The organism is Rhizobium sp. R693, assembly GCF_002211315.1.
GTDB lineage: Bacteria > Pseudomonadota > Alphaproteobacteria > Rhizobiales > Rhizobiaceae > Rhizobium.
In genome coordinates this window covers 59905-80838 of record NZ_LOKY01000016.1, presented here as the reverse complement: position 1 = coordinate 80838, position 20934 = coordinate 59905, and the positions used below count along the sequence as shown (strand labels likewise).

The following is a 20934-nucleotide window of genomic DNA, read 5'->3' as shown; positions in this document are numbered from 1 at the left end:
TTCGGAGCGCAACAGACCGAGGTTGCCATCGGCTGCGCCGTTCTCAATCGGATGCTTGCATGCGCACACCCGAAATCCATCCGTCGCATTGGAACAACCTCGTAAACGACGGCATCAAAGATCAGAGCCCAAAACTCTCCGATCCACGCACCAACGCTCTGAAAATGACGTGATGAAAGATCGTGTTTGGGCATGCTCATTCCGTTTCTCTCGGCACCAGTGCCGAGGGCGAGCGGGAATATGAGGCGAGCTTTAACAAAGGATGTATCGGGCGTGTCACTTCTAATGGCGCCCGTTCATCGTATTAGGCGCCGATGTCGCCTGGATCAAAGCTCAGGAGTTCAATGTCGGCGCGTTAATTAAGCGCGCTTATCTAAGTCTGTCGATTAATTAAATGAAATGCGTCTTGCTTAAATAAGGGGCGCGGCTGATATTTGGTTATGTCTGATTCCCAATCCAAAAACCGCCTGGGTCGTTTCGTCGAGACGGTCGCCGCCAGTGAAACAGTGCGGGCGTTCGTGCCCCCGCCATTGCCGCCCGAGCCGGCGATTGATGTGCTTTCATTGCTAGAGGGGATGCCGGCTGAGGTGAAAATCGTCACTGGCGAAAGGAGCCTTGCGCGCTACATCGCCCAACCAATCCTCGAAGCTTCCAGAAGGCTTTCATAGAGGATCAGGTCCTGTTGCGACCCGGAGTGAAACGCGACATTAAATTTCGGCATCAGCCGCCAGAGCAGAGACGAAAGCGATTGGGTTAGATGGGGCCTGCTTCAAGGGCGCAGGTGAGAGCGGCGATAGCGATCGACATAAGGAAAATTCAACGGTGAAGAAAACGCCAAAGAACCGTCAATCGTGCGCGCCGGCCGTGCCGGAGGTCGAGATCACGATGGTTGCGGCTCGCTCCCGACGACGTCGCTCTCGACTGATCCAGTAAATGTCGCTATTGGCAAGGACACATCACCATGCTGCTGGTCGGCGCTCCTTCAAAGTTCAAGGTTCTGATAAATGAGAAAGCCGCAACGAAACTTCGTTGTCGAATTAAAGTCCGGCCGTCGGCGGCAGACGCCGAAACCCGTCTCGATTTGGGGTAACCTGGATCTCAAAGCTGTTTCGGCTGCGGTAAGCGCTGAGGTTCCCGGTCACGAGGGTCATCAGACCGGAGAAAGTGCAATTTCCTCATCGTCCGTGTCTTTCGAACAGACGCCCGTATTGACACCGCCAGTGGAGCAGCCAACAACGGTGTTGGCACCAGAGGAGAGATTGATGGCCAACGAAACCAACGCGACTGCCAACGCCGAACCCGCAATCACCGACGCCGTCATCGAGCCGGCGCCGAAGAAGCGTGGGCCGCGCGCCAAGAAGGCGACCCCGGAGACCGCAAGTGCCGATGTCACTGTCGAGACCCCGTCGCCTGCTACACCGGCAAAGCGGGGCCGGCCGGCACGTGCAGCCAAGGCCAAGCCGATCGTCGCCGAGGCCGCGGGCAAAGCGAAGCGGGTTGGCAAGACGCGCGCTGCAAAGTCCACCCCTGCCGCGACAACGGCGCCGATTTCGGCTGCCGACGACATGGCCGAGCTGCTGCGGCTGGAGGAAGAAAACCAGATGCTGCGCAAGTCGCTTGCCGAAAAGCTCCGCCAGGAAAACGCCGATCTGCGCAAGCGCCTCGGTCTTGCCTGAGCAGCAGTGAGCGAGCCGGCGACGGCCGACTGTTATTCCTCCTGCTCCCGTTGGTGACGAACATTGGCGGCGGCTTGCCTGCCGCCGATCCGTGCCAAGGGCCGGTCGACTGCAGGGAAAAGCGCGAGGTTGAGGAGAGATGGTGGCGTCGCCTTGGAAATTTCTCGTCGGACTGACGAGACGACATGGCAGGGGCAATGAAAGCACCGCCATCGAGGACACATCCGATGCGCCGGTCGCCAAGGAGACGCAGGAGCCGGCGCCGTTGCAGCCAGCAGACGGTGCGCAGGACATCGCCGATCCGGTCGATGCGGTCTCGACCGCCACGGACGATAGCCCCGATACCGAGACGGTCGTTGCAGGAGCGGCTCTTCCGGACGAGCCCGGCTTGCGGCAGGTCGATGATCTTGACACGACGACTGGCCCCGGCCTGCAAACCGATGCCGTCGATGGTTCGGCGACAACGAAGTTGCGCAAGCCGCGCGCGTCTCGAAAGAAGAACGTGCCTGGCGTGATCCAGCCGACGCCATCGACCGCTCCCGTCATATCCAACGATTTCCAGGACCTCGAGGACGAGATCCGGCAGCTGCGCAGCCAGTTGGCGAAGAAGCTTCAACTCCAAAATGCCCAGCTGAGGCAGATGCTGGAGCGATTTGACCGATAGATAGCGCCCGGTCGCTGGCATGGCCGGGACAGAATCGGGCGGCGAGCGCGGCGGTTTCCACGACCTGTCGTGGGCGCGCCGCTGCCGATCTGTCGACGCTCGTCTGCCTGCCTGTCGTCGAATATCCGCCCTGATCCCGCGCCTCGCGTCCTGCCCGGCTTTGAGGTCCTGCCGGGCCCGCGCCGGCCGGCAACGGCTTTGCCGTCCTCCACTGTCGTTGCGGCCCTTGCGGGTGCCGGCCGGCGCTCAAGGCCCGGCTTTTGGACCGCCGTAGCAGGTCGCGATGGTCGCGACCTCGAAACGGAGGTTTCGAAGATGACGAGGCAGACCCCACACCAGCGATCCGATCTCTATAGCCGTATCACCGACACGATCATTGCCGAACTCGAACAGGGCGTGCGCCCCTGGATGCAGCCCTGGACCACGGCTCATGCGAACGACCGCATCACCCGGCCACTGCGTCACAACGGTCAAGCCTATTCCGGCATCAATGTCCTCATCCTCTGGTCAGAAGCGATTGCCCGCGGCTTTTCCTCACCGACCTGGATGACATATCGCCAGGCCCGCGAGCTTAGAGCCGCGGTCCGCAAGGGCGAGACCGGCACCACGGTCGTCTTTGCCAGTTCCTTCATTCGCAGCCAGACCAGCGACAGTGGCGAGGAGATCGAACACGACATCCCGTTTCTGAAAGCCTACACCGTCTTCAATGCCGACCAGATCACGGGACTGGACGAGCGGTTCCGACACGTCGCACCGGTTGCCGATCCGCTTGCCCGCCTTGCCGATGCCGACCGCTTCTTCGCCAATACCGGCGCATTGATCCGGCACGGCGGATCATCGGCCTACTATCAGCCGGCCCGCGACTACATCCAGATGCCAGCCTTCGAAGCCTTCCGGGATGCTCAATCTTACGTTGCCATCATGAGTCACGAGCTGACCCACTGGACGGCGGCTGCGCATCGTCTTGATCGAGATCTCAGCCGCTATGCCAAGGACAACAGCGCCCGCGCCCGCGAGGAGCTGATCGCCGAGCTCGGCAGCTGCTTCCTCTGCGCCGATCTCGGCATTGTTCCAGAGCTCGAGCCACGGCCAGATCATGCCAGCTATCTCGATGGCTGGCTGAAGGTTCTTGCCGGCGACAAGCGCGCGATCTTTGTTGCTGCCGGCCATGCCCAGCGCGCCGTCAGGTACCTGCATCATCTGCAGCCAGGCGCGGATCCCGAAGGCGAGGGGGAGACGGCGTAGCCGCTTGCCTTGCTATCCGGCGGCGCGGCCCACGAGTTTTTCAGACGACGGCCTCGTACGCCGCGTCATCGACGTCCAGTCTTGCTATCGCCAGACCGTTGATCGAGCGACAGGAAGCCATTCGCCATGTCAATCTTCCACGGAAGGCCGCCGGACAGGTAAGGCCGGAGGCGATAGCGGCGGCTGTCAGATCTAAAGGCGGCCGGTATGTGTCACGGCGAAGCATGGCGGCGGAGCTCGCAGATCTCCCTGATGCTGTCATTCCGTTCCTGACGATCATGCCGAGTGGAATGCCGCGATACGGCCGTGGCTGAAATGGCGGTGATCAAGTAGAAGCCGAGGGGGACGGTGTCCTCCTCGCTTCGTCTTTGTTACTTGTTGCCGCGGGTGCGCCAGTCCGCGTAACGCTTCTCGTATTCTTCCTTCGTGCGCGGATAGAGACCGATGATCGCCTCGCCGCTCCTTACCTGTTCCAGAACAAAGTCTTCGTAGCTCTCCATTTCGGAGCATTCGTCCGCCAGCTCGTCGGCGAGATGGGCCGGAATCACCATGACGCCATCTCGATCACCTACGAGGACGTCTCCGGGAAACACGGCGACGTCGCCGCATGAAATTGGGACATTAATGTCGAGCGCCTCGTGGAGCGTCAGGTTCGTCGGCGCGGAGGGCTTGGCGTAGTAGGCTGGCATGTCCAAGGCCCCGATCCCGGCTGCATCACGGAAACCGCCGTCTGACACGACCCCCGCCGCTCCGCGCAGCGCAAGTCGGGTAATAAGAATGGAGCCCGCAGTCGCCGCTCGAGCGTCCTTGCGCGCATCCATAACAAGTATATGACCGGCCGGGCACGTCTCAATCGCTACGCGCTGCGGGTGATCGGCGTTGCGGAAGACGGTAATCGGATTGCGGTCCTCGCGGGCAGGGATGTATCGCAGCGTGAATGCCTGGCCCACCATGGTTTCGGCTTTCGGCGAGACAGGAACCACACCTTGGATGAATTGGTTCCGGAGCCCTCGTTTGTAAAGGGCGGTGGCGATGGACGCCGTCGAGATCTTCTTGAACTTCGCGCGGGTCGCGTCGGAGAGTACGTAGTCGGTCATGGTCACCTCAATAGATGTCTGGTTCGCCGGCCGCGCGGCCGAAATCGGTTTGGAGGAAATCGAAATCGCAGCCCTTGTCGGCCTGCGTCACATGGCGAGAGAACATCCACCCCCAGCCGCGCTGGAACCTGGGCTCGGGCGCTTGCCAGGCCGCCTTACGGCGTGAAAGCTCCTCTTCGTCGACAAGCATGTCGAGGCTGCGGTTTGGCATGTCGAGACGAACGATGTCCCCGGTCTTCAGCAGCGCCAGCGGACCGCCGACGAAACTCTCCGGCGAGACGTGCAGGACGCAAGCGCCATAAGAGGTGCCGGACATGCGCGCGTCGGAGATACGAAGCATGTCGCGGTGACCCTTCTTGATCAGCGCCTTCGGAATTGGCAGCATGCCCCACTCCGGAAAGCCAGGCCCGCCCTGCGGGCCTGCGTTGCGCAGCACCAGCACATGGTCGGCCGTGACATCGAGATTTTCGTCGTCGATGGCTTTCTTCATTTCGGGGTAGCTGTCGAACACGAGGGCCGGCCCCTCGTGGACGTGGTACTTTGGGTCGCACGCCGCCGGCTTGATGACCGCTCCGTCCGGACACAGATTCCCGCGAAGAACGGCAAGCGACCCTTCATGATAGACGGGGTTGCTCAACGGCCGGATGACGTCGTCGTTAAAGACTTGCGCGCCTTCCAGATTCTCCCCCATCGTCCTTCCGGTCACTGTCAGTGCCGAGAGATCGAGACGGTTGTCCAACTGCTTCATTAGGGCACGGAGACCGCCCGCATAGAAGAAGTCCTCCATCAGGTAGTCCTTCCCGGACGGGCGCACGTTGGCGATAAGCGGCGTCACGCGCCCGAGTTCGTCGAGGTGATCGAGCGTAAGATCTACGCCGGCTCGTCGCGCCATGGCGATGAGGTGAACCACGGCGTTGGTCGAACAGCCGGTGGCCATCGCCACGATCGCAGCATTCCGGCAGGACGCTTCGGTGACGATCTTGTCCGGCGTGAGACCTTCCCAGACCATCTCGACGATACGGCGGCCGCAGGAGGCTGACATGCGCTGGTGGTTCGCATCGACGGCAGGAATGGAAGAGGCGCCGGGTAAGGTGAGACCCATGGCGTCGGCGATGGCCGTCATCGTGCTCGCCGTTCCCATCGTCATGCATGTCCCTGCGGAGCGAGCGATGCCACCTTGGATGCCGAGCCATTCGTCGTCGGAGATGTTCCCGGCGCGACGTTCGTCCCAGTACTTCCAAGCGTCGGAGCCCGAGCCCAGGATCTTGCCGGCATAGTTGCCGCGCAACATTGGACCGGCTGGCAGGTAGATCATGGGGACTCCTGCGGAGAGCGCGCCCATGACGAGCCCGGGGGTGGTCTTGTCGCAGCCTCCCATCAGGACGACCCCGTCGAGGGGATGGGAGCGGATCATTTCCTCCGCCTCCATCGCCAGCATGTTCCTGTAGAGCATCGAGGTCGGCTTGGTGAAGCTTTCGTCCACGGAGAGTGATGGCATCTCGACGGCGAAACCGCCGGCCTGCGCGACACCGCGTTTGACGTCCTGAACGCGTTCCTTGAAATGAGAGTGGCAGGAATTCAGTTCGGACCAAGTGTTCAGGATGCCGATCATCGGCTTGTCGCGAAAGTCTTCCTCCGCGTAACCAAGTTGCATAAGTCGGGAACGGTGGCCGAAGCTTCGCAAGTCGTCCGGCGAGAACCATCGTGCGGATCGCAATTCATCAGGTGTCTTCTTCGTCATGAGTTCATTCCACATGTCTGCTTGCTGAGGCATGCGTCGCGAACACCACGCATGCGTTTAAAGGTGTCATGGCCCGCCGCCGGCGGGCCGCGATTATTCCTTCATTCCCCACTTCTGGATCGTGTGGCGCTCAAGCGTCTGGAAGACGAGATTCTCAACGATGAGACCGATCACGATGACCGTCAGCAGGCCCGCAAAGACTGCGGGGATGTCGAGCAGGTTGCGGTTCTCGAAGATGAACCAGCCGAGGCCGCCCTGTCCGGAGGAAACGCCGAACACCAGTTCGGCGGCGATCAGGGTTCGCCAGGCGAACGCCCAGCCGATCTTCAGGCCGGTCAGAATAGAAGGGAAGGCAGCCGGGATCAGGATTCGGGTCACATACGAGAATCCGGTGAGACCATAGTTCGCGCCCACCATACGCAGTGTGCGGGATACGCCGAGGAAGCCCGAATGCGTATTCAGGGCAACCGCCCAGAGCACGGAGTGGATGAGGACGAACACCATGCTCGACGCGCCGAGGCCGAACCAAATCAGCGCGAGCGGCAGCAGCGATATAGCCGGAAGCGGGTTGAACATGGCCGTCATCGTCTCGAGAAAATCGGTGCCGATGCGGGTGTTGATCGCGAGAACCGTGAGAATGGCTGCGAGTACCGTACCTGCGGCATAGCCCATCAGCAGGATCTTCAACGTCGTCCAAATGCGCGACGGCAGCGTGCCGTCTGCGAACCGATCGATTAGCGTGTGAAAAGTGTCGGTCAGCGTCGGAAAGAGAAGGGGATTGTCGAGGTGAACGGCGTAAGCCTGCCAGAGCACCGCGAGAATGATGATGATCAGAGCCTTTCGCAACGCTCCGATCCCCCATACCACCTCGAAAGGCGAAAGCTTCTGCTCCACAGCAGCGATGTTGCCATGTGCTACGCCGACGCCTGCATTGCCTTCGGCGAGTAGGATTTGTGGCTTGGTCATGTCTCTACTCCCGGTGTCCTGGCTCTGAGAAGAGCAGATCGTGGATTTCCTTCTCCAGCGCGGCGGCGCTGCCATCTTCGGTGGATGCGGCATCGGCGTTGATGACCTCGGCCTTGACGCGGCCCGGATGCGGAGAGAGGAGAAGTATGCGATTGGAAATCTTGATCGCCTCAGCGATCGAGTGAGTGACGAAGATCACCGTAAACTTGGTGTCCTCCCAGAGCTGGAGCAGCTCGTCCTGCATTTGGCGGCGGGTAAGGGCGTCGAGCGCCGCAAATGGCTCGTCCATCAGGAGGATGTCCGGCTGCATCGCCATGCCGCGGGCGATCGCGACACGCTGCTTCATGCCGCCCGAGAGAGTGTGCGGGAAGCTGTCGATTGCGCGGGTGAGCTTCACCTTCTCGATATACGACCTGGCGATCTCTTCCGCTTCTTTCTCCGGAAGCTTCCGTGCCACAAGCAGCGGGAACATCACGTTCTGCAAAACCGTCTTCCACGGCATCAACTGGTCAAACTCCTGGAAGACCATCATCCGGTCCGGGCCCGGCTTCGTCACCTGCCTGCCGTTGATAGTGATCGTGCCAGTCGCCGGCTTCATATAGCCGCCTACGGCCTTCAGAAGCGTGGACTTGCCACATCCCGACGGCCCGAGCAGGACGAAGCGGTCGGACTGACAGACATCGAAGCTGACGCCTTCCGTTGCCGTGACAAGCAGGCTCGGCGTCTTGTATCTCAAGGTGACCTTGTCGACGCTGAGAAGCGGCTGCCGCGCTGCTGTTTCGACGAGGCTTGGCCCCGCCGTGACGGTCGCTTGTAGCATTGGAGAATTCCTTATGTCCTTGCGCGGGGCACCAGCGCGACAAGCGCGCCGGTGCGCTCCAGCGCCTTAGTTGCCGTTCAGATCAGCCGATTCCGGAAGGTAGTAGTCCGTCCAGGCGGCGGGCATCGTCTTGAGCGTGCCGATCTTGTGCAGATGGGTTGCGAACTTCATCGTGCCTTGGGGATCGATGCGATAGTCGTCGATGAAGCCGGGCTCGTTGAGGATCGACATCAGATCATCGATCGAAGTCTTGTCCCCGGATACCTTCTTATAGGATAAGAGCGCGGCCTTTGGATCCGCCTTGATGGATTCGATGGCCTTCTTGGTCGCTTCTCGAACTGCCTTTACGAGAGTCGGGTTCTTTTCAGCAAACTCGGTGGTCGTGAAGAACGTGGCCTGTGTGAGCCCGCCGCCAAGGATCTCCCGGGAGTCTGTTACGCGGTGAACGCCCTTCTGCTTCAGTTCGATGTACTGGAAGGGCGGTGCGGAAAAGTGGTTCTTCACTTCGTGACTGGGATTGGCGATCGCCGCGAGCGCGTCGGGATGGCCAAGCTGCACCGTGTTGGCATCGAACTTCTTGACCTGGTCGTCACCGTATTTTGCAGCAGCGGCGATCTGCAGCAGGATGGCCTGCGTCGAGACGCCGACCGTCGGGACCGCGATCTTGTCCTGGGGCGTAATATCATCAAGCGACTTGATGCGGGGATCGTTCGAAACCATGATGACGGGCTGGGCGGAGCTTGTGATGATACCCTTCACCTTGCCCTTGGTGCGATCCCAAAGAAGAAGCAGGTTGCCGGTACCGGTGTTGACGATGTCGACATTGCCAGCGAGCAGCGCATCGGTCTGGGCGCCGCCACCGCTGAACGTCCGCCATTCGACGGTAACGCCCTTGATACCGAGAGCATCGGCCTCCTTCTCGATGAGCTTCTGCGTCTCCATGACGTGGCTGGCGAGATAAAGAATGCCAGGCTGCCTGGTGATCGAAATTGAAGTCTTCTCCTGCGCGACGGCAGGAAGCGCCATCCCCACGACGGCAGCAATCGCGGCAAGACCGCGAGCGAACTTGGACATAACTGTCCTCCCAAAATGATTAGCTCGAATCCGCGCCTCCTTGCGCGGTCGACCGTTATTAGTACACTAAAACATCAGTGCATCAACACCAAATATGCGCTATGTAATGTCCTGACTGAATCGGAGACGGCTTATGGCGACGAAAACAGGGTTCCTCTTGCTCGACCGATCGAGGCAAGTTGCGGTGCAAGTACATGAAATTCTTAAGGAGAGGATCCTTACCGTCGCGCTCGAACCGGGAACCGTCCTCTCCCGCGCAAATTTGATGGAGGAATTTGGGGTGAGCCAGACACCCGTGCGAGACGCGCTCCTTCGACTACAGGAGGATGGTCTTGTCGACATCTTTCCCCAGTACGCAACGCGTGTTTCCCGCATCGACGTCGACCACGCCCGACAGGCTCAGTTTCTTCGGCTTTCCGTCGAAGTCGAGGCGGTTCGGCGATTGTCGAAGAGTTCTCCGAAGGAAACCGCTGATGCGATGGATCGCGTTCTCCGGCAGCAACAGGCGGTAGCTGATCCCTCGACGTACGACCAGTTCGACGCCCTGGATCGAGAATTTCATCGGGTGCTCTACGAGCAGAGCGGAAACACTCTTTTGTGGCGGGTCATCCGTCAGCAGAGCGTCCATCTCGACCGGCTGCGCCGCCTAAATCTTCCAATGGAAGGCAAGATCCAATCACTTCTGCAGGAACATCGCGCGATAGTCGATGCGATCAAAGAAGGGGACGAGGAGGCCGCTGTCTCGGCTCTTCGTAGACATTTGTCAGGAACGCTTTCCATCATCGATGCGATCCGAGCGAAGTTCCCGACGTTCATGTACGATTCGGCGTCGCCGGAGTCGCCGTCTAACGTACGAGCGGGGTAGGCATTTTTGAAGTAGGCGAAAGGCAAAACGGTGGTTATGCGGTCTTGGTGGCACTTGATAGATCTTCAGTCTGAAGAACGTGAACGTCCAGGCTGCTTGGCGAACCAGTTCCATTAATATGCTACGCCCCAAGACTTCGGATTTAACAGAGGTTTGTCAAATCGAGATACGTGCCGATGGTTCGAGCCCGTTTAAGCCGACGATTTCAAGATCGGGGACCGTCCCCTACACAGCTTGGCCTTAGGCAACTTCAAGCGTTCTCAATCCTCGACAAAGGTGTGTCGGGTAGAGGCAAGAAAGGCCCGGCCGCCGGTGCTGATGAGGGCTTCCACTGGCATGCCAGGATCGGCGGGGACGAATCCATCGCCACGCATTTTTGACGGAGAACCGCTTTTCTGGCAATCTGCGCTCGGGCCGAAGGGGGCTACCCGTATGTCCAGGAACAATCAGGCGAAGAGCCATACCTTCTATGGCTCGCAATACACACGTATCTACGGCCAACTTGCGTCAGAAATCCGTAGAGAGGCTTTCGGCGAGGATTTCGGGCAGGAAAGTTGGCGCAGTCCAGCCGAGCAGGCCGAGATCGCCGCTCTTCTGAGGCTAGGTCATAGCGCGCGCGTTCTCGATGTTGCCTGCGGGGCCGGCGGCCCATCACTTGCTTTAGTAGAGCAAACCGGCTGCCACCTCGTCGGCATCGACATCGTGCCTGAAGGCGTCTCAAGCGCGACAGCGGAGGCGGTGAGGCGAGGTCTCGCGGATCGAGCCAGGTTTGTCGTACTCGACGGCAACGAACCACTTCCGTTCGAAGACGGCACATTCGACGCCATTGCGTGTATTGACTCTATCGGTCATTTCCCCGACCGGCACTCCGCCTTTCGGGATTGGGCGCGGCTTTTAAAAGCCGGCGGGCGCTTGGTCTTCACCGATCCCGCCGTCGTGACCGGCGCCCTTTCGAAGTCGGAGATCGACGGCCGTTGCGCGCTGGCCGCCAATGGACCCAATATGTTCTTCGTACCGCCTGGCTTCAATGAAGGCGCGGTGACCGCGGCCGGTCTCGTGCTGCTGCAGTGTGTCGACCGTGCCGCAGCTGCCGCCGAGATCGCAGGTCGCTGGGGCGCCGCTCGCCAGCGCCGCGCGAAAGCGTTGATCACAGAAGAGGGTGAAGACTGGTTCGAGCGTAGACAACTCATGCTGAAGATGACCGCTCACCTCGCGTCGGAACGCAGACTAACGCGGTTCTTCTATCTCGCAGAAAAGCCCGAGGAAACAGAGTAACGGCGCGCGGCCGAGCGCTGTGTGCGCGCGATGCCAAAAGCCCCCCATTTGCTTGAAGGGGAACCAACGGTTGCGGTTGCCTCGGCAAAGGTTTCAATCATCACCGGCAGTCGGGCGACTCCGCTTCGGGGCGCTTGGGGGCGCGGAAAACCGCTATTGTTGCCTGCGTGCAGCCGGATACTTATGCTGCGATCCATCGTGCATTCGGATCAGAGCATAATGGCCTCACAACTCGATTTCTTCGTTTCACCAGTTTTGCCCGCGACCGTGAAGGCTCCCAGGCCGCAGGTTTCTGCAAGGGGAGGACAGGAGCAAAATGGCCTGGATGACGAAGCGATGGCTCGGCATCTGGAGACGACCGGCAATTATCGCATCTTGCGAAAGCTAATTCCCTGGCCAGTTGTCGAGCGTGCACGGCCTGAATTTCCACGGCAGGGCGTGATCCTCGACACCGAAACCACCGGCCTCAACCATCGCTGCGACGAGATTATCGAGATCGGCGTCATTGCCTTCACCTTCAATGACGCGGGCGAGATCGGCGATGTCACTGGAATCTATGGCGGTCTTCAGCAGCCGACACTCCCGATTCCGCCGGATATCGCCCGCCTGACCGGGATCACCGACGAAATGGTCGCTGGCCAGGTCATCAACATTGCCCGCCTCAAATCCCTCGTCGAACCGGCCGATCTGATCATCGCCCATAATGCCGGTTTCGACCGGCCTTTCTGCGAGGCGTTCTCGCCGATCTTTGCTGACAAGGCCTGGGCGTGCTCGGTCTCGGAGATCGACTGGTCGGCACGCGGTTTCGAGGGCAGCAAGCTCGGCTACCTGATCGGGCAGTCAGGGTTTTTCCACGACGGGCACCGGGCTGTCGATGATTGTTTCGCACTGCTGGAGGTGCTCGGGCAGACGCGGGCTGGCTCGACCGCGGCGCCATTCGCGGACCTCTATCGAGCCAGTCAGCGGTTGCGGGTTCGCATCTACGCGGAAAATTCCCCGTTCGACATGAAGGAGTACCTCAAGGCACGCGGTTACCGTTGGTCGGACGGTTCCGACGGGCGCCCGAAATCCTGGTGGGTGGAGCTGCCGGGGGAGAAGCTCGACGAGGAATTGCATTTCCTGCGGGCGGAGATTTATCGCTGGGATGCCGATCCTCCGGTCAAATACCTGACGGCGGTTGATCGCTTCCGGGCGGCTTGAATGGTCGGGAGAGGCGATGACGTCCATGCTGCGTATTGATGCCGCCTGGACCGGGACGCAGCCGAGCCGCGTTGCGCGGGTTTCCTCCTCGGCCGGCAGTTGGTGTCTGAACGTCGCGTCATCGTCCTTCTGGCCCATGCTGAAGAACAGTTGATCTCCTCATCCCGTCCGATCAGCCGCGGCTCGGCCCCGTTCGGCATGCGTCCGACGTACCCTTGACCCGGTGGGTTGGTTGGACGGGCCGGTCCAACACATTACTCGACCTTTGGGGCAAGCTCGGATATGACGCGGGTTACTCTCGGGAAGAGCCGGGTGCGGGAAATTCGTCCGCCCGGATCCTTTGGGACGAAGTCGAATTGCGTGCAACTCGACCGTCGTTCCGGCGGGTGCGACAGGATGGGCACGCGGCTAAGAAAATGATCGCGCGTTGTCGGACGTTGTCGATCTGGTACGTCCTTGGGCTGGAACCGGAACGAGGAGAAACCCGTGAGAGACCTGATTTTGAAGATGTCCATATCGATTGACGGCTTCGTCAGCGATCTGGATGGTCGAAACACATGGATGTTCGGCGCCGATCAAGAGGCGAGGGCTTGGTCCGTGGAGTATCTGTGGAGCGCCAGCCTGCACATTATGGGCAGCCGCACCTTCCATGACATGGCCGCCTTCTGGCCGACCTCCAACAGCCAGTTCGCGCCGCCGATGAACGAGATCCCCAAGGCCGTCTTTTCACGACAGGAGCCTGTAATCCCGAAAAAGGTGAATATATCGGTGGCGCTCGATCGGGCTCACGGCGAGGTGGGGACCACACAGTCTGTGGAGCTGCAACCCGGTGGGAGAAGTTGGGAGGAGGCTCATGTGGCGAGCGGTGACTTGGCGGAAGAAATCGCGAAGTTGAAAGCCCAAGAGGGCAAGCCGATCATCGCCCACGGCGGAGTAAGGTTCGCCCGCAGCCTCGTCGCCCAGGGACTGGTCGACCAGTTCGCCCTGCTGGTGGTCCCAATGGCGCTGGGTAAAGGCTTGCCGCTGTTTTCCGAACTCGCCGCTCCGACGCCTCTCAAGCTCATAAGTTCGAAGGCCTTTCCGGGCAGTGCAGTGGCGCAGATTTATCGGGCAACGTGAGCCGTCGCCGCACCGCCGGCCTCGCATTGCTGCCCGATACGCAGCGAAGGTCATCCATCGAACCTTCATACGTCGTTCCGGGACCGGTACAGTGCCTAAAGGCCGATAGGCGATACGGCCCTCAACGGTTGAGGCTGATCAAGCGTTCCTTCACGTTGGGGAACTCTCATGACAGCCCTACGGTGCACGACCAGTCGATACGTCGCATTCGAAAGGTCGTTGATAACGACATGTTGGTGTCATGTCGTTGAAAGTGGAATCTGCAGAATGGCAAGCAGCTTTCCAAATGCAGAAGACGCAGGCAACCGATCGTTTTGCCACCGTCTCCCGTGTGGTATCCCGCTTCCACATTGACTGAGCTGCCGTTTGAAGCGCCGCGCACTAAAGGACATGACCAGGATGCCGACTATACCCCGACAGCCGCCAGCCTACGCCTCGCGCCACATCTTGGGCTACAGGGGGGTATTTGTCGAGGTTCGGCGTGTAAACTGACAACCATATAAGCCAAGGGAGGTAACGCTGGTGCCCCGATTTCTTGCCGTTTACACGATGAAGCCCGAAGACCTCGCTTCATTTCGAAACCTGCCCAAAGCCCAGCAGGATGCAGTCGATGCTGTGGGCATACCACAGTGGGCGGCGTGGGAGGAACGCAATGCTGCGTTCATCCTTGATCGCGGTGGTATGGTGGGCAAGACAACGCGTGTGACAAAGGACGGTGTGGCCGAAGCCGTGAATCCATTCTGCGGCTATCTGGTAGTCGAAGCGGACACCGCTGACGCCGCCGCACGGCTGTTCCAGGACCATCCGCACCTCACCGTATTTCCAGGTGACGGCGTTGACATCATGCCTTTTCTAACTTGAATTCCTTTTTGGCGAAGACCACCCACACCGTTCCTGCCGCCTGGCAAGACGAGCCTGCCGATCAAGGTGAGCAGTTCGGCCTCAATCCGATACAGCTCCCCGATCCGTTTGACGCCTTCCTTTAAAATAGGTGCTGCTCCGTTGCGGGTGATCTCCACCAGCTTGCGCGGGCATGCGCCCACCGCTCTCCTCAATTTTATCAGCGCAAGTTGGACTGGTCGACCAGTTCGCCCAGCTGGTGGTCCCTGTGGTGCTGGCTAAAGGCTTGCCGCCGTTTTCCGAATTCGCCGCTCCGACGCCTCTCAAGCTGATAAGGCCCTTCCGGGCGGTGCGGCGGCGCAGATTTATCGGGCAGCGTGAGGCGCAGCCGAAGGTCCGGTTGCCGATAGAAAGCCAAGGGCAGCTATTGGTCGATTGCGCTTCGTCGCGCAACCGCCGCAGGCCGATCGATCGCCAAAGGAGAAATGCGGAGCCATCCCTAGAGCGTCATCACCTGAAAATATCTGCCACGCTGTCCTTTTCGCGATATAATGGCCGGCTGCAATCTAGACAGAAAAGGTGAAGCCAATGAAGAGGCTGGCAATCGTTTCCTTGTCGCTCGCGACGGCGTTGACGAGCGTCCCGCCTGCAGCAGCGTTTCCCACTGTCGTCGTCCCGAAGGTCGAGGCAGTGCAGGTGCAGCTGGTGGACTACCATGGCGGCCACGGCGGATACTATAACGGCGGATACCATCACCACCATGGTGGCGGCGGCTGGGGTTGGGCACTTGGCGGTCTTGCCGCAGGGGCATTAATCGGCGGGCTGCTGGCGCAGCCGAACTATTATGGCTCTGGCTACTACGAGCCGGGATACTACGGCCCGTCCTATTACGGCCCGTCCTATTACGGCCCGGGCTATTATGCGCCACGGTATTACCACCGGGCCTATTATGGTGGCAATGCGCATACGCGCTGGTGCTATGCACGTTATCGGTCCTACAGGGCTTACGACAACACGTTCCAACCCTACTACGGTCCCCGACAGGCGTGCGTCTCACCCTATTGACGATGGCGCCCCGTTTTGCCGATCATTGCGCCAGAGGAAGCCAACCCTGGCGTTCGGGCCGGCACCGCATAAGCAGCGTCAAAAGTGCGAGACCGCACGTGGCGCGGGTTAAGTGCGACTTGCTGACAATTAAATTGGCGCGGTCCGTATGGCTTCCTCTTGAAACGCCGAATGGCCGCTTAGACGCGGCGTGCTCTTCACACATTGCTCTGATCGCGCCGTTGTCGAAGAGATGCACGGGCAAGTTCGACGGGTGTCTTCATGATGATTTCGCGATGCGGGAACGGGATCGAAATGCCGGCTGCTTTGAATGCATCCCATAATGCCATGAGTACTTCACCACGCACGTTGGTAAGGCCATTGCTCGGGTCCAGGATCCAGAATCTTAGCTTGAAATCGAGCGATGATGCCCCAAAGGCCGTCATCCAGCAGACCGGTTGGGCATAGCTGCTGGCAACCCGCGGAATGGTCTTGGCGGCCTCGATCGCGATGCGGGCAACCTCGTGCGGATCGCTGTCATAAGAGGTTCCAAAATCCACTTCGACACGGACATAATTGCTGGAAAACGACCAGTTGACGACCTGCTCGGAAATGAAGTCTTCGTTTGGAATAAGGTACTCCTTGCCATCTCTCGTGATGACGGACACGAAGCGGGAGCGCAGGTCGCGGATGGAGCCGAAGGTTTCCCCCAGCGTAATCGTGTCGCCAGGCTTAATCGACTTATCGAGCAGGATGATGATTCCGGATATGAAGTTGGAGACGACCTTCTGCAGACCAAAACCGACGCCGACGCCGACCGCACCCGAAAAAACCGTGAGCGCCGTCAGGTCAATGCCTGTCGCCGACAACGCAATCGCGCCCGCAAAGACAATCAGCCCTATCTTGATCAGTTTGCTGATGAGAACCTTCAGGGAGGGCGTGAGATCCACTGACTTCTGGATCCAGTTTGACGACACGTTGCCGATCAGAACCGCAAGCCAGATCAGCGCCACGGAAAGGACGATCGCCTTCGAGACGAGCAGCAGTGAAAGGCGAACGGCGCCGAGATTGACGGCAATACCATCGAGCGCTGCCAGAAGAGCGCGATCCAGCCCAAGCGCATAAAGTGCAAAGTAGAGCCAGCCGACTGCGGCGACGACACGCGCCAGCATTTGGTTTCGGATGATACGCGTGAGTACCGAGATCGCGAACCACGCCACCACCAGGGTGAGGGCTGTTGCCACCAGCCACCGGTGCGATGGCCATCCAAATTGCAACAGCACCGCATCCGCAATCGCCAGCAGCACAATCAGAAAAAGCCAGCGTGTTCGCCGCATGAATGCGATGATGACGCGAAGTAGATCCGGATTTCCCTTGATGGTGCGAGCGCGCGATTCCAGTGCTGGCTCGATCCGTTTTGCCAGCAAGGCGGCAAGTAGGTAAGCAGCGACAATCAGGGCGCACTGATAGAGCGTCCACTCATTGAGAAGGAAAGCCTGCAGCCAGGATTCGGCGGCGTTGACCGCCTCTAGGAAATCCATCGTCGTTGTCTCGCGATTTTGCAGAATAAACAACGGGAGCGGGGTTTTGTTCAAATGCGAGTGTCGAGGCAGTCTGTCTTCCTGACGCGGGCACGCCGGTGGGGTTTTGCTGTGATCGCAGTCGGCAGGAAAAATCGACTGAACTGCGGAAGGGCGGGCACTTGATCGGGTACATCATCCCAGACTTCGGTTGCAGCCCCGTTTGATGCCAAGGTGAAGCCAAAGCTTCGCACGAAACGCTCAATGATGTGATGAAAATTGCAAAATCTCGCGTTCAATTGCCTGTTTCCATGACGGATTGCGTGAAACGTTCGCTTGACGAGCGGTATCCTCGCGCAGGGAAAATCGGGGTCAATCATGAACAGCAACACCGTAAACGTGACGCGCGCCATGGCCAAATGCAGCGTCCTTTCGATCGACCTTCGGGCTTTTCCAGAGGAACTCTTGCCGGACGGGGCGTGGTGATTGAAAGCACAGCAAACTGCATGAGTGTGCTGGCGAAAAGCAAATTGGCCTGAGCACCACGGCGGCACTTGGCAAAAACCAAACTATGGAGATGATGGCTGAAGACGCCGATACCATCTCCTTCATAATTCTCAGCCATTTGGGAAATCGTTACTTCTGATCTGACTTTTCTGGGGTTCACTATGAAGATCACCGTGCTTGGCGCTGGCGTCATTGGCGTTACAACCGCCTACTATCTGGCTAAATCGGGACACGAGGTAACAGTGTTGGAGCGGCAGAGCGGACCGGCGCTGGAAACCAGCTACGCCAACGCCGGTGAGATCTCGCCCGGTTACGCATCCCCCTGGGCAGCCCCCGGGATTCCCCAGAAGGCGGTTAAATGGCTTTTCATGAAGCACGCGCCCTTGATCATACGTCCGACCTTCGACCCAGCCACCTGGGCCTGGGTAACAGCGATGCTGCGCAACTGCACTTCGGCGCGCTACGCCATCAATAAGAGCCGTATGGTCCGTCTTGCCGAATACAGTCGCGATTGCCTGATCGAGCTGCGTGGCGAGACCGGCATCCCCTACGACGAGCGGGCCCAAGGGACCCTGCAGCTCTTTCGCACGCAAAAGCAGCTCGATTCGATTACAAAAGATATTGAGGTCCTAGCAAAAGACGGTGTGCCGTTCGAAGTACTCGATCCGGCAGGATGCGTCGCGGCCGAACCGGGACTGGCGCCAGTCAAGCATAAGATCGTCGGCGGCTTACGCCTTCCCAACGACGAAACGGGCGACTGCTTCAAATTCACGAACGAACTCGCAAAGCGGGCGGAGGCATTGGGCGTGCGCTTCATTTACGGGGCAGAAGTCGATAGGCTGCGCATCGAGAACAACCGGATCAGTGCCGTCGAAACCTCGCACGGCGCGTTTGACAGCGACGTCTTCGTGGTCGCTTTCGGCAGCTTCACGCCAATCTTGTTGAAGCCGCTCGGACTGAAGATCCCGATATATCCGGTGAAGGGATATTCGATCACGGTTCCGATCGTCGATGAGCGCCGGGCGCCCGTCTCGACCATCATGGACGAAACCTTCAAGATCGCCATCACCCGCCTGGGTGATCGGATCCGTGTCGGCGGAATGGCCGAAATCGCGCGTTTCAACAAAGACTTGCCGCCAAATCGTAAGGCAACACTTGCGCATTCGGTAGAAGATCTGTTCGGCGGAGCAGGGGACCAGAGAAAGGCGCAGTTCTGGTGTGGGCTGCGGCCGATGACGCCGGACGGAACGCCAATCATCGGCAAGACGGTCTACGACAACCTCTACCTCAATTCCGGACATGGCACGCTTGGCTGGACGATGGCCTGTGGCTCAGGCCGCTTCCTGACGGACCTTATCAACAAGGCGAAACCGCAGATATCGACCGAGGGATTAGATCTCGGCCGCTACGGTTGACCTGCGCCCGGGCAATTCGTTCGATGTCTTGAAAAAATACCGGCTCCATGTTGCGGCGCCGGTATTTTTGTGGACCTGGTCGTTCAGCGCGCTGCCCAGATCGCACCGCGACGGAAAATCGTCTTCATCTGCGGCACCGAGAATTCCTTGGCCTGGTGGCCAAGTGAAGAATAAAAGACGCGTCCCTTGCCGTATTTGCGCTTCCAGGCGACAGGCATCACAACGCCGTCGATCCAATAGGCGTGGTCGCCGGTGAACCGCGTCGTCGCCAGCACCTCGTTCGATGGATCGACATGCATGTAATATTGCTCGGAGGTGTATGGGAAGTCGCTAATGCCCTTCATGACGGGATCATCGGGTCGGGTGATATTGACCGTATAGTCGATGATGTTGCCAGGATGGGCGACCCACTGGCCGCCAACGATGAATTGATACTCTACGCACTCGCGAAAGCTGTCGCCCGCCCCGCCATGGTAGCCGGCAAGGCCGACACCACCCTCGATCGCGGCCGCAAGGTTCTTGATCTCCTCCGTTTCGATTTTCGACATCGTCACGATCGGAACGACGAGGCTGAGATCATGGACAGAGGGGTCTGCAAAGGCTTCGGTCGTGTGCTCGACGTAGACCTTGAAGCCATCCTCTTCCAGCATATCCTTGATGATTGCGGCGCATTCCTGCGGCTCGTGGCCGCTCCATCCGCCCCAGACGATCAGTGCTTCACGCATACTCTTCCTCCTGATGATTACTTGGCCAGGCGCCCGTCAACGAGCGATTGGGACAGCGGCATCGGCCGCTCGGTTTGCGTCGTAATGGCGACCGTGCGTCCGCTCTTGGAGGCCGTGTCGAAGGCTTCCAAAACCTCAAGGACATGCAGAGCCAGATCGCCGTTGGCGCGATGCGGACGGTTCGTGCGAATAGCATGAGCGAGATCCGCAACGCCGATCGAGCGGTAGTTGCCGTCGGCATAGGGTGCCGTCAGTGGCTGTGGTTCGAACGCTCCGCCCTTCTTCAAGAGTTCCACGTCGCCGCCAAAGTGGTTGGGATCAGGGACAATCAGTGTGCCTTCGGTGCCGTAGATCTCCAGCGGTACGTGCTTGTGGCCGGCGACGTCGAAACTCATGCTAATCTGAACGACTGCACCATTAACAAAGGCCATGAGACCCGCGACATGGGTGGGCACATGCACCGGAATATGCTCGCCGTTTCTCGGTTCGCTGGTGATGACACGCTCTTTGCGCGGTGTGACCGCAAAGCCGGCGACCTGTGCGACGGGTCCAAAAAGGTTGACGAGATCAGTGATGTAGTAGGGACCCATATCAAGCATCGGTCCGCCGCCAACTTCGTAATAGAAGGCGGGATTGGGATGCCAGCGCTCATGTCCCGGGCACATGAAGGTCGCGGTTCCACCGACCGGTTGGCCAATCACACCCTGATCGACGAGTGCGCGCGCCGTCTGGTGGCCGCCACCGAGAAAGGTGTCGGGTGCAGCACCGATGCGCAAGCCCTTGGCTCTTGCTGCCTCCGCAAGTTGTCTGCCTTCCGTGAAATTGATGCCGAGCGGCTTTTCCGAATAGGCGTGCTTGCCGGCCTCAAGCGCCTGCAGGCCAACCGCGACATGCGCTTTGGGCACCGTCAGATTGACGATGATCTCGACCTTGGGATCAGCAAACAGATCATCGATCTTTTTTGCGGGCAGGTTGAATTCGGCCGCCTTTGCTACGGCCATATCATGGTTGAGGTCGGCCACGCCGCGAACGTCAAGGATCGGAAAGGACGCCATCGCCTTCAGATAGGCGCCGGAGATGTTGCCGCAGCCAATGATGCCGATACCGACTGGTTCCATGATTTCCTCCCGTTGGATGTCGT

21 protein-coding genes and 3 pseudogenes are annotated in these 20934 nt (G+C 59.5%); 15 read left to right on the top strand and 9 right to left on the bottom strand.

Annotated elements, in window-relative coordinates; translation table 11 throughout:
* The 5 genes and pseudogenes from ATY79_RS30550 to ATY79_RS16095 all read left to right on the top strand — a co-directional run.
* A pseudogene (locus tag ATY79_RS30550) lies at window positions 1-105 on the top strand (IS5/IS1182 family transposase); the annotation flags it as partial.
* A 335-nt stretch (window positions 106-440) separates the two neighbouring features.
* A pseudogene (locus ATY79_RS31580) lies at window positions 441-572 on the top strand (Fic family protein); the annotation flags it as partial.
* 690 nt (window positions 573-1262) lie between these two features.
* Window positions 1263-1676 carry a transcriptional regulator gene (locus tag ATY79_RS31575; RefSeq protein WP_245312391.1) on the top strand — a complete coding sequence of 138 codons (414 nt, stop codon included), beginning with the start codon at window positions 1263-1265 and terminating at the stop codon, window positions 1674-1676.
* Between the two features lie 142 nt (window positions 1677-1818).
* A complete protein-coding gene (locus ATY79_RS16100) occupies window positions 1819-2340 on the top strand; it encodes a hypothetical protein (RefSeq protein ID WP_141105729.1) in 522 nt (173 codons plus the stop codon).
* Between the two features lie 315 nt (window positions 2341-2655).
* A complete protein-coding gene (locus ATY79_RS16095) occupies window positions 2656-3585 on the top strand; it encodes a zincin-like metallopeptidase domain-containing protein (RefSeq protein WP_088704394.1) in 930 nt (309 codons plus the stop codon).
* A 371-nt stretch (window positions 3586-3956) separates the two neighbouring features.
* Here the strand turns inward: ATY79_RS16095 and ATY79_RS16090 are convergent, their stop codons facing one another.
* From ATY79_RS16090 to ATY79_RS16070, 5 genes are all read right to left on the bottom strand, one after another.
* A complete protein-coding gene (locus tag ATY79_RS16090) occupies window positions 3957-4682 on the bottom strand; it encodes a ribonuclease activity regulator RraA (RefSeq protein ID WP_088704380.1) in 726 nt (241 codons plus the stop codon).
* 7 nt (window positions 4683-4689) lie between these two features.
* Window positions 4690-6423 carry an L-arabinonate dehydratase gene (gene araD / locus ATY79_RS16085; RefSeq protein ID WP_088704393.1) on the bottom strand — a complete coding sequence of 578 codons (1734 nt, stop codon included), beginning with the start codon at window positions 6421-6423 and terminating at the stop codon, window positions 4690-4692.
* Window positions 6424-6516: 93 nt separating this feature from the next.
* Complete coding sequence (locus ATY79_RS16080; protein ID WP_088704379.1) at window positions 6517-7389, bottom strand: ABC transporter permease; 873 nt, start codon at window positions 7387-7389, stop codon at window positions 6517-6519.
* Between the two features lie 4 nt (window positions 7390-7393).
* Window positions 7394-8209, bottom strand: coding sequence for an ABC transporter ATP-binding protein (locus ATY79_RS16075; protein ID WP_088704378.1), 816 nt, complete (start codon window positions 8207-8209; stop codon window positions 7394-7396).
* Window positions 8210-8275: 66 nt separating this feature from the next.
* Window positions 8276-9283 (bottom strand): ABC transporter substrate-binding protein, encoded by a 1008-nt coding sequence (locus tag ATY79_RS16070; protein ID WP_088704377.1) that lies wholly within the window; start codon window positions 9281-9283, stop codon window positions 8276-8278.
* Window positions 9284-9416: 133 nt separating this feature from the next.
* On the opposite strand from ATY79_RS16070, the pseudogene ATY79_RS31985 reads away from it, so the two are divergent.
* Window positions 9417-9590, top strand: a pseudogene (locus ATY79_RS31985) (GntR family transcriptional regulator); the annotation flags it as partial.
* A 9-nt stretch (window positions 9591-9599) separates the two neighbouring features.
* Here ATY79_RS31985 and ATY79_RS31980 read toward each other — a convergent pair.
* Window positions 9600-9845 carry a hypothetical protein gene (locus ATY79_RS31980; protein WP_348627569.1) on the bottom strand — a complete coding sequence of 82 codons (246 nt, stop codon included), beginning with the start codon at window positions 9843-9845 and terminating at the stop codon, window positions 9600-9602.
* On the opposite strand from ATY79_RS31980, the gene ATY79_RS31975 reads away from it, so the two are divergent.
* From ATY79_RS31975 to ATY79_RS16040, 7 genes are all read left to right on the top strand, one after another.
* Complete coding sequence (locus tag ATY79_RS31975) at window positions 9726-10148, top strand: FCD domain-containing protein (protein WP_348627568.1); 423 nt, start codon at window positions 9726-9728, stop codon at window positions 10146-10148. The two genes, ATY79_RS31980 and ATY79_RS31975, sit on opposite strands and share 120 nt — an antisense overlap.
* 432 nt (window positions 10149-10580) lie before the next feature.
* Window positions 10581-11423, top strand: a complete 843-nt coding sequence (locus ATY79_RS16060) for a class I SAM-dependent methyltransferase (RefSeq protein WP_189638028.1) — start codon at window positions 10581-10583, stop codon at window positions 11421-11423.
* Between the two features lie 219 nt (window positions 11424-11642).
* A complete protein-coding gene (locus ATY79_RS16055; protein WP_088704392.1) occupies window positions 11643-12623 on the top strand; it encodes a 3'-5' exonuclease in 981 nt (326 codons plus the stop codon).
* A gap of 16 nt (window positions 12624-12639) precedes the next feature.
* A complete protein-coding gene (locus ATY79_RS30885; protein ID WP_189638027.1) occupies window positions 12640-12777 on the top strand; it encodes a hypothetical protein in 138 nt (45 codons plus the stop codon).
* Between the two features lie 332 nt (window positions 12778-13109).
* Window positions 13110-13742, top strand: coding sequence for a dihydrofolate reductase family protein (locus ATY79_RS16050; protein WP_088704374.1), 633 nt, complete (start codon window positions 13110-13112; stop codon window positions 13740-13742).
* Window positions 13743-14264: 522 nt separating this feature from the next.
* Window positions 14265-14603 (top strand): hypothetical protein, encoded by a 339-nt coding sequence (locus ATY79_RS16045; RefSeq protein WP_189638026.1) that lies wholly within the window; start codon window positions 14265-14267, stop codon window positions 14601-14603.
* Window positions 14604-15170: 567 nt separating this feature from the next.
* The gene (locus ATY79_RS16040; protein WP_088704373.1) at window positions 15171-15647 is read left to right on the top strand and encodes a BA14K family protein; all 477 of its coding nucleotides are present in this window, start codon (window positions 15171-15173) and stop codon (window positions 15645-15647) included.
* A 197-nt stretch (window positions 15648-15844) separates the two neighbouring features.
* Here ATY79_RS16040 and ATY79_RS16035 read toward each other — a convergent pair whose 3' ends face one another.
* On the bottom strand, window positions 15845-17167 hold the full coding sequence (locus ATY79_RS16035; protein WP_088704390.1) for a mechanosensitive ion channel domain-containing protein: 1323 nt from the start codon (window positions 17165-17167) through the stop codon (window positions 15845-15847).
* Between the two features lie 251 nt (window positions 17168-17418).
* Here ATY79_RS16035 and ATY79_RS30530 point away from each other — a divergent pair, with 251 nt between their 5' ends.
* Window positions 17419-17685 (top strand): hypothetical protein, encoded by a 267-nt coding sequence (locus tag ATY79_RS30530; protein WP_141105727.1) that lies wholly within the window; start codon window positions 17419-17421, stop codon window positions 17683-17685.
* Window positions 17686-17814: 129 nt separating this feature from the next.
* The gene (locus ATY79_RS16025) at window positions 17815-19068 is read left to right on the top strand and encodes a D-amino acid dehydrogenase (RefSeq protein WP_088704371.1); all 1254 of its coding nucleotides are present in this window, start codon (window positions 17815-17817) and stop codon (window positions 19066-19068) included.
* A gap of 83 nt (window positions 19069-19151) precedes the next feature.
* Here ATY79_RS16025 and ATY79_RS16020 read toward each other — a convergent pair whose 3' ends face one another.
* Complete coding sequence (locus ATY79_RS16020; RefSeq protein WP_088704370.1) at window positions 19152-19793, bottom strand: ThuA domain-containing protein; 642 nt, start codon at window positions 19791-19793, stop codon at window positions 19152-19154.
* 17 nt (window positions 19794-19810) lie between these two features.
* Window positions 19811-20911 carry a Gfo/Idh/MocA family oxidoreductase gene (locus ATY79_RS16015; RefSeq protein ID WP_088704369.1) on the bottom strand — a complete coding sequence of 367 codons (1101 nt, stop codon included), beginning with the start codon at window positions 20909-20911 and terminating at the stop codon, window positions 19811-19813.
* Window positions 20912-20934: the final 23 nt, after the last annotated feature.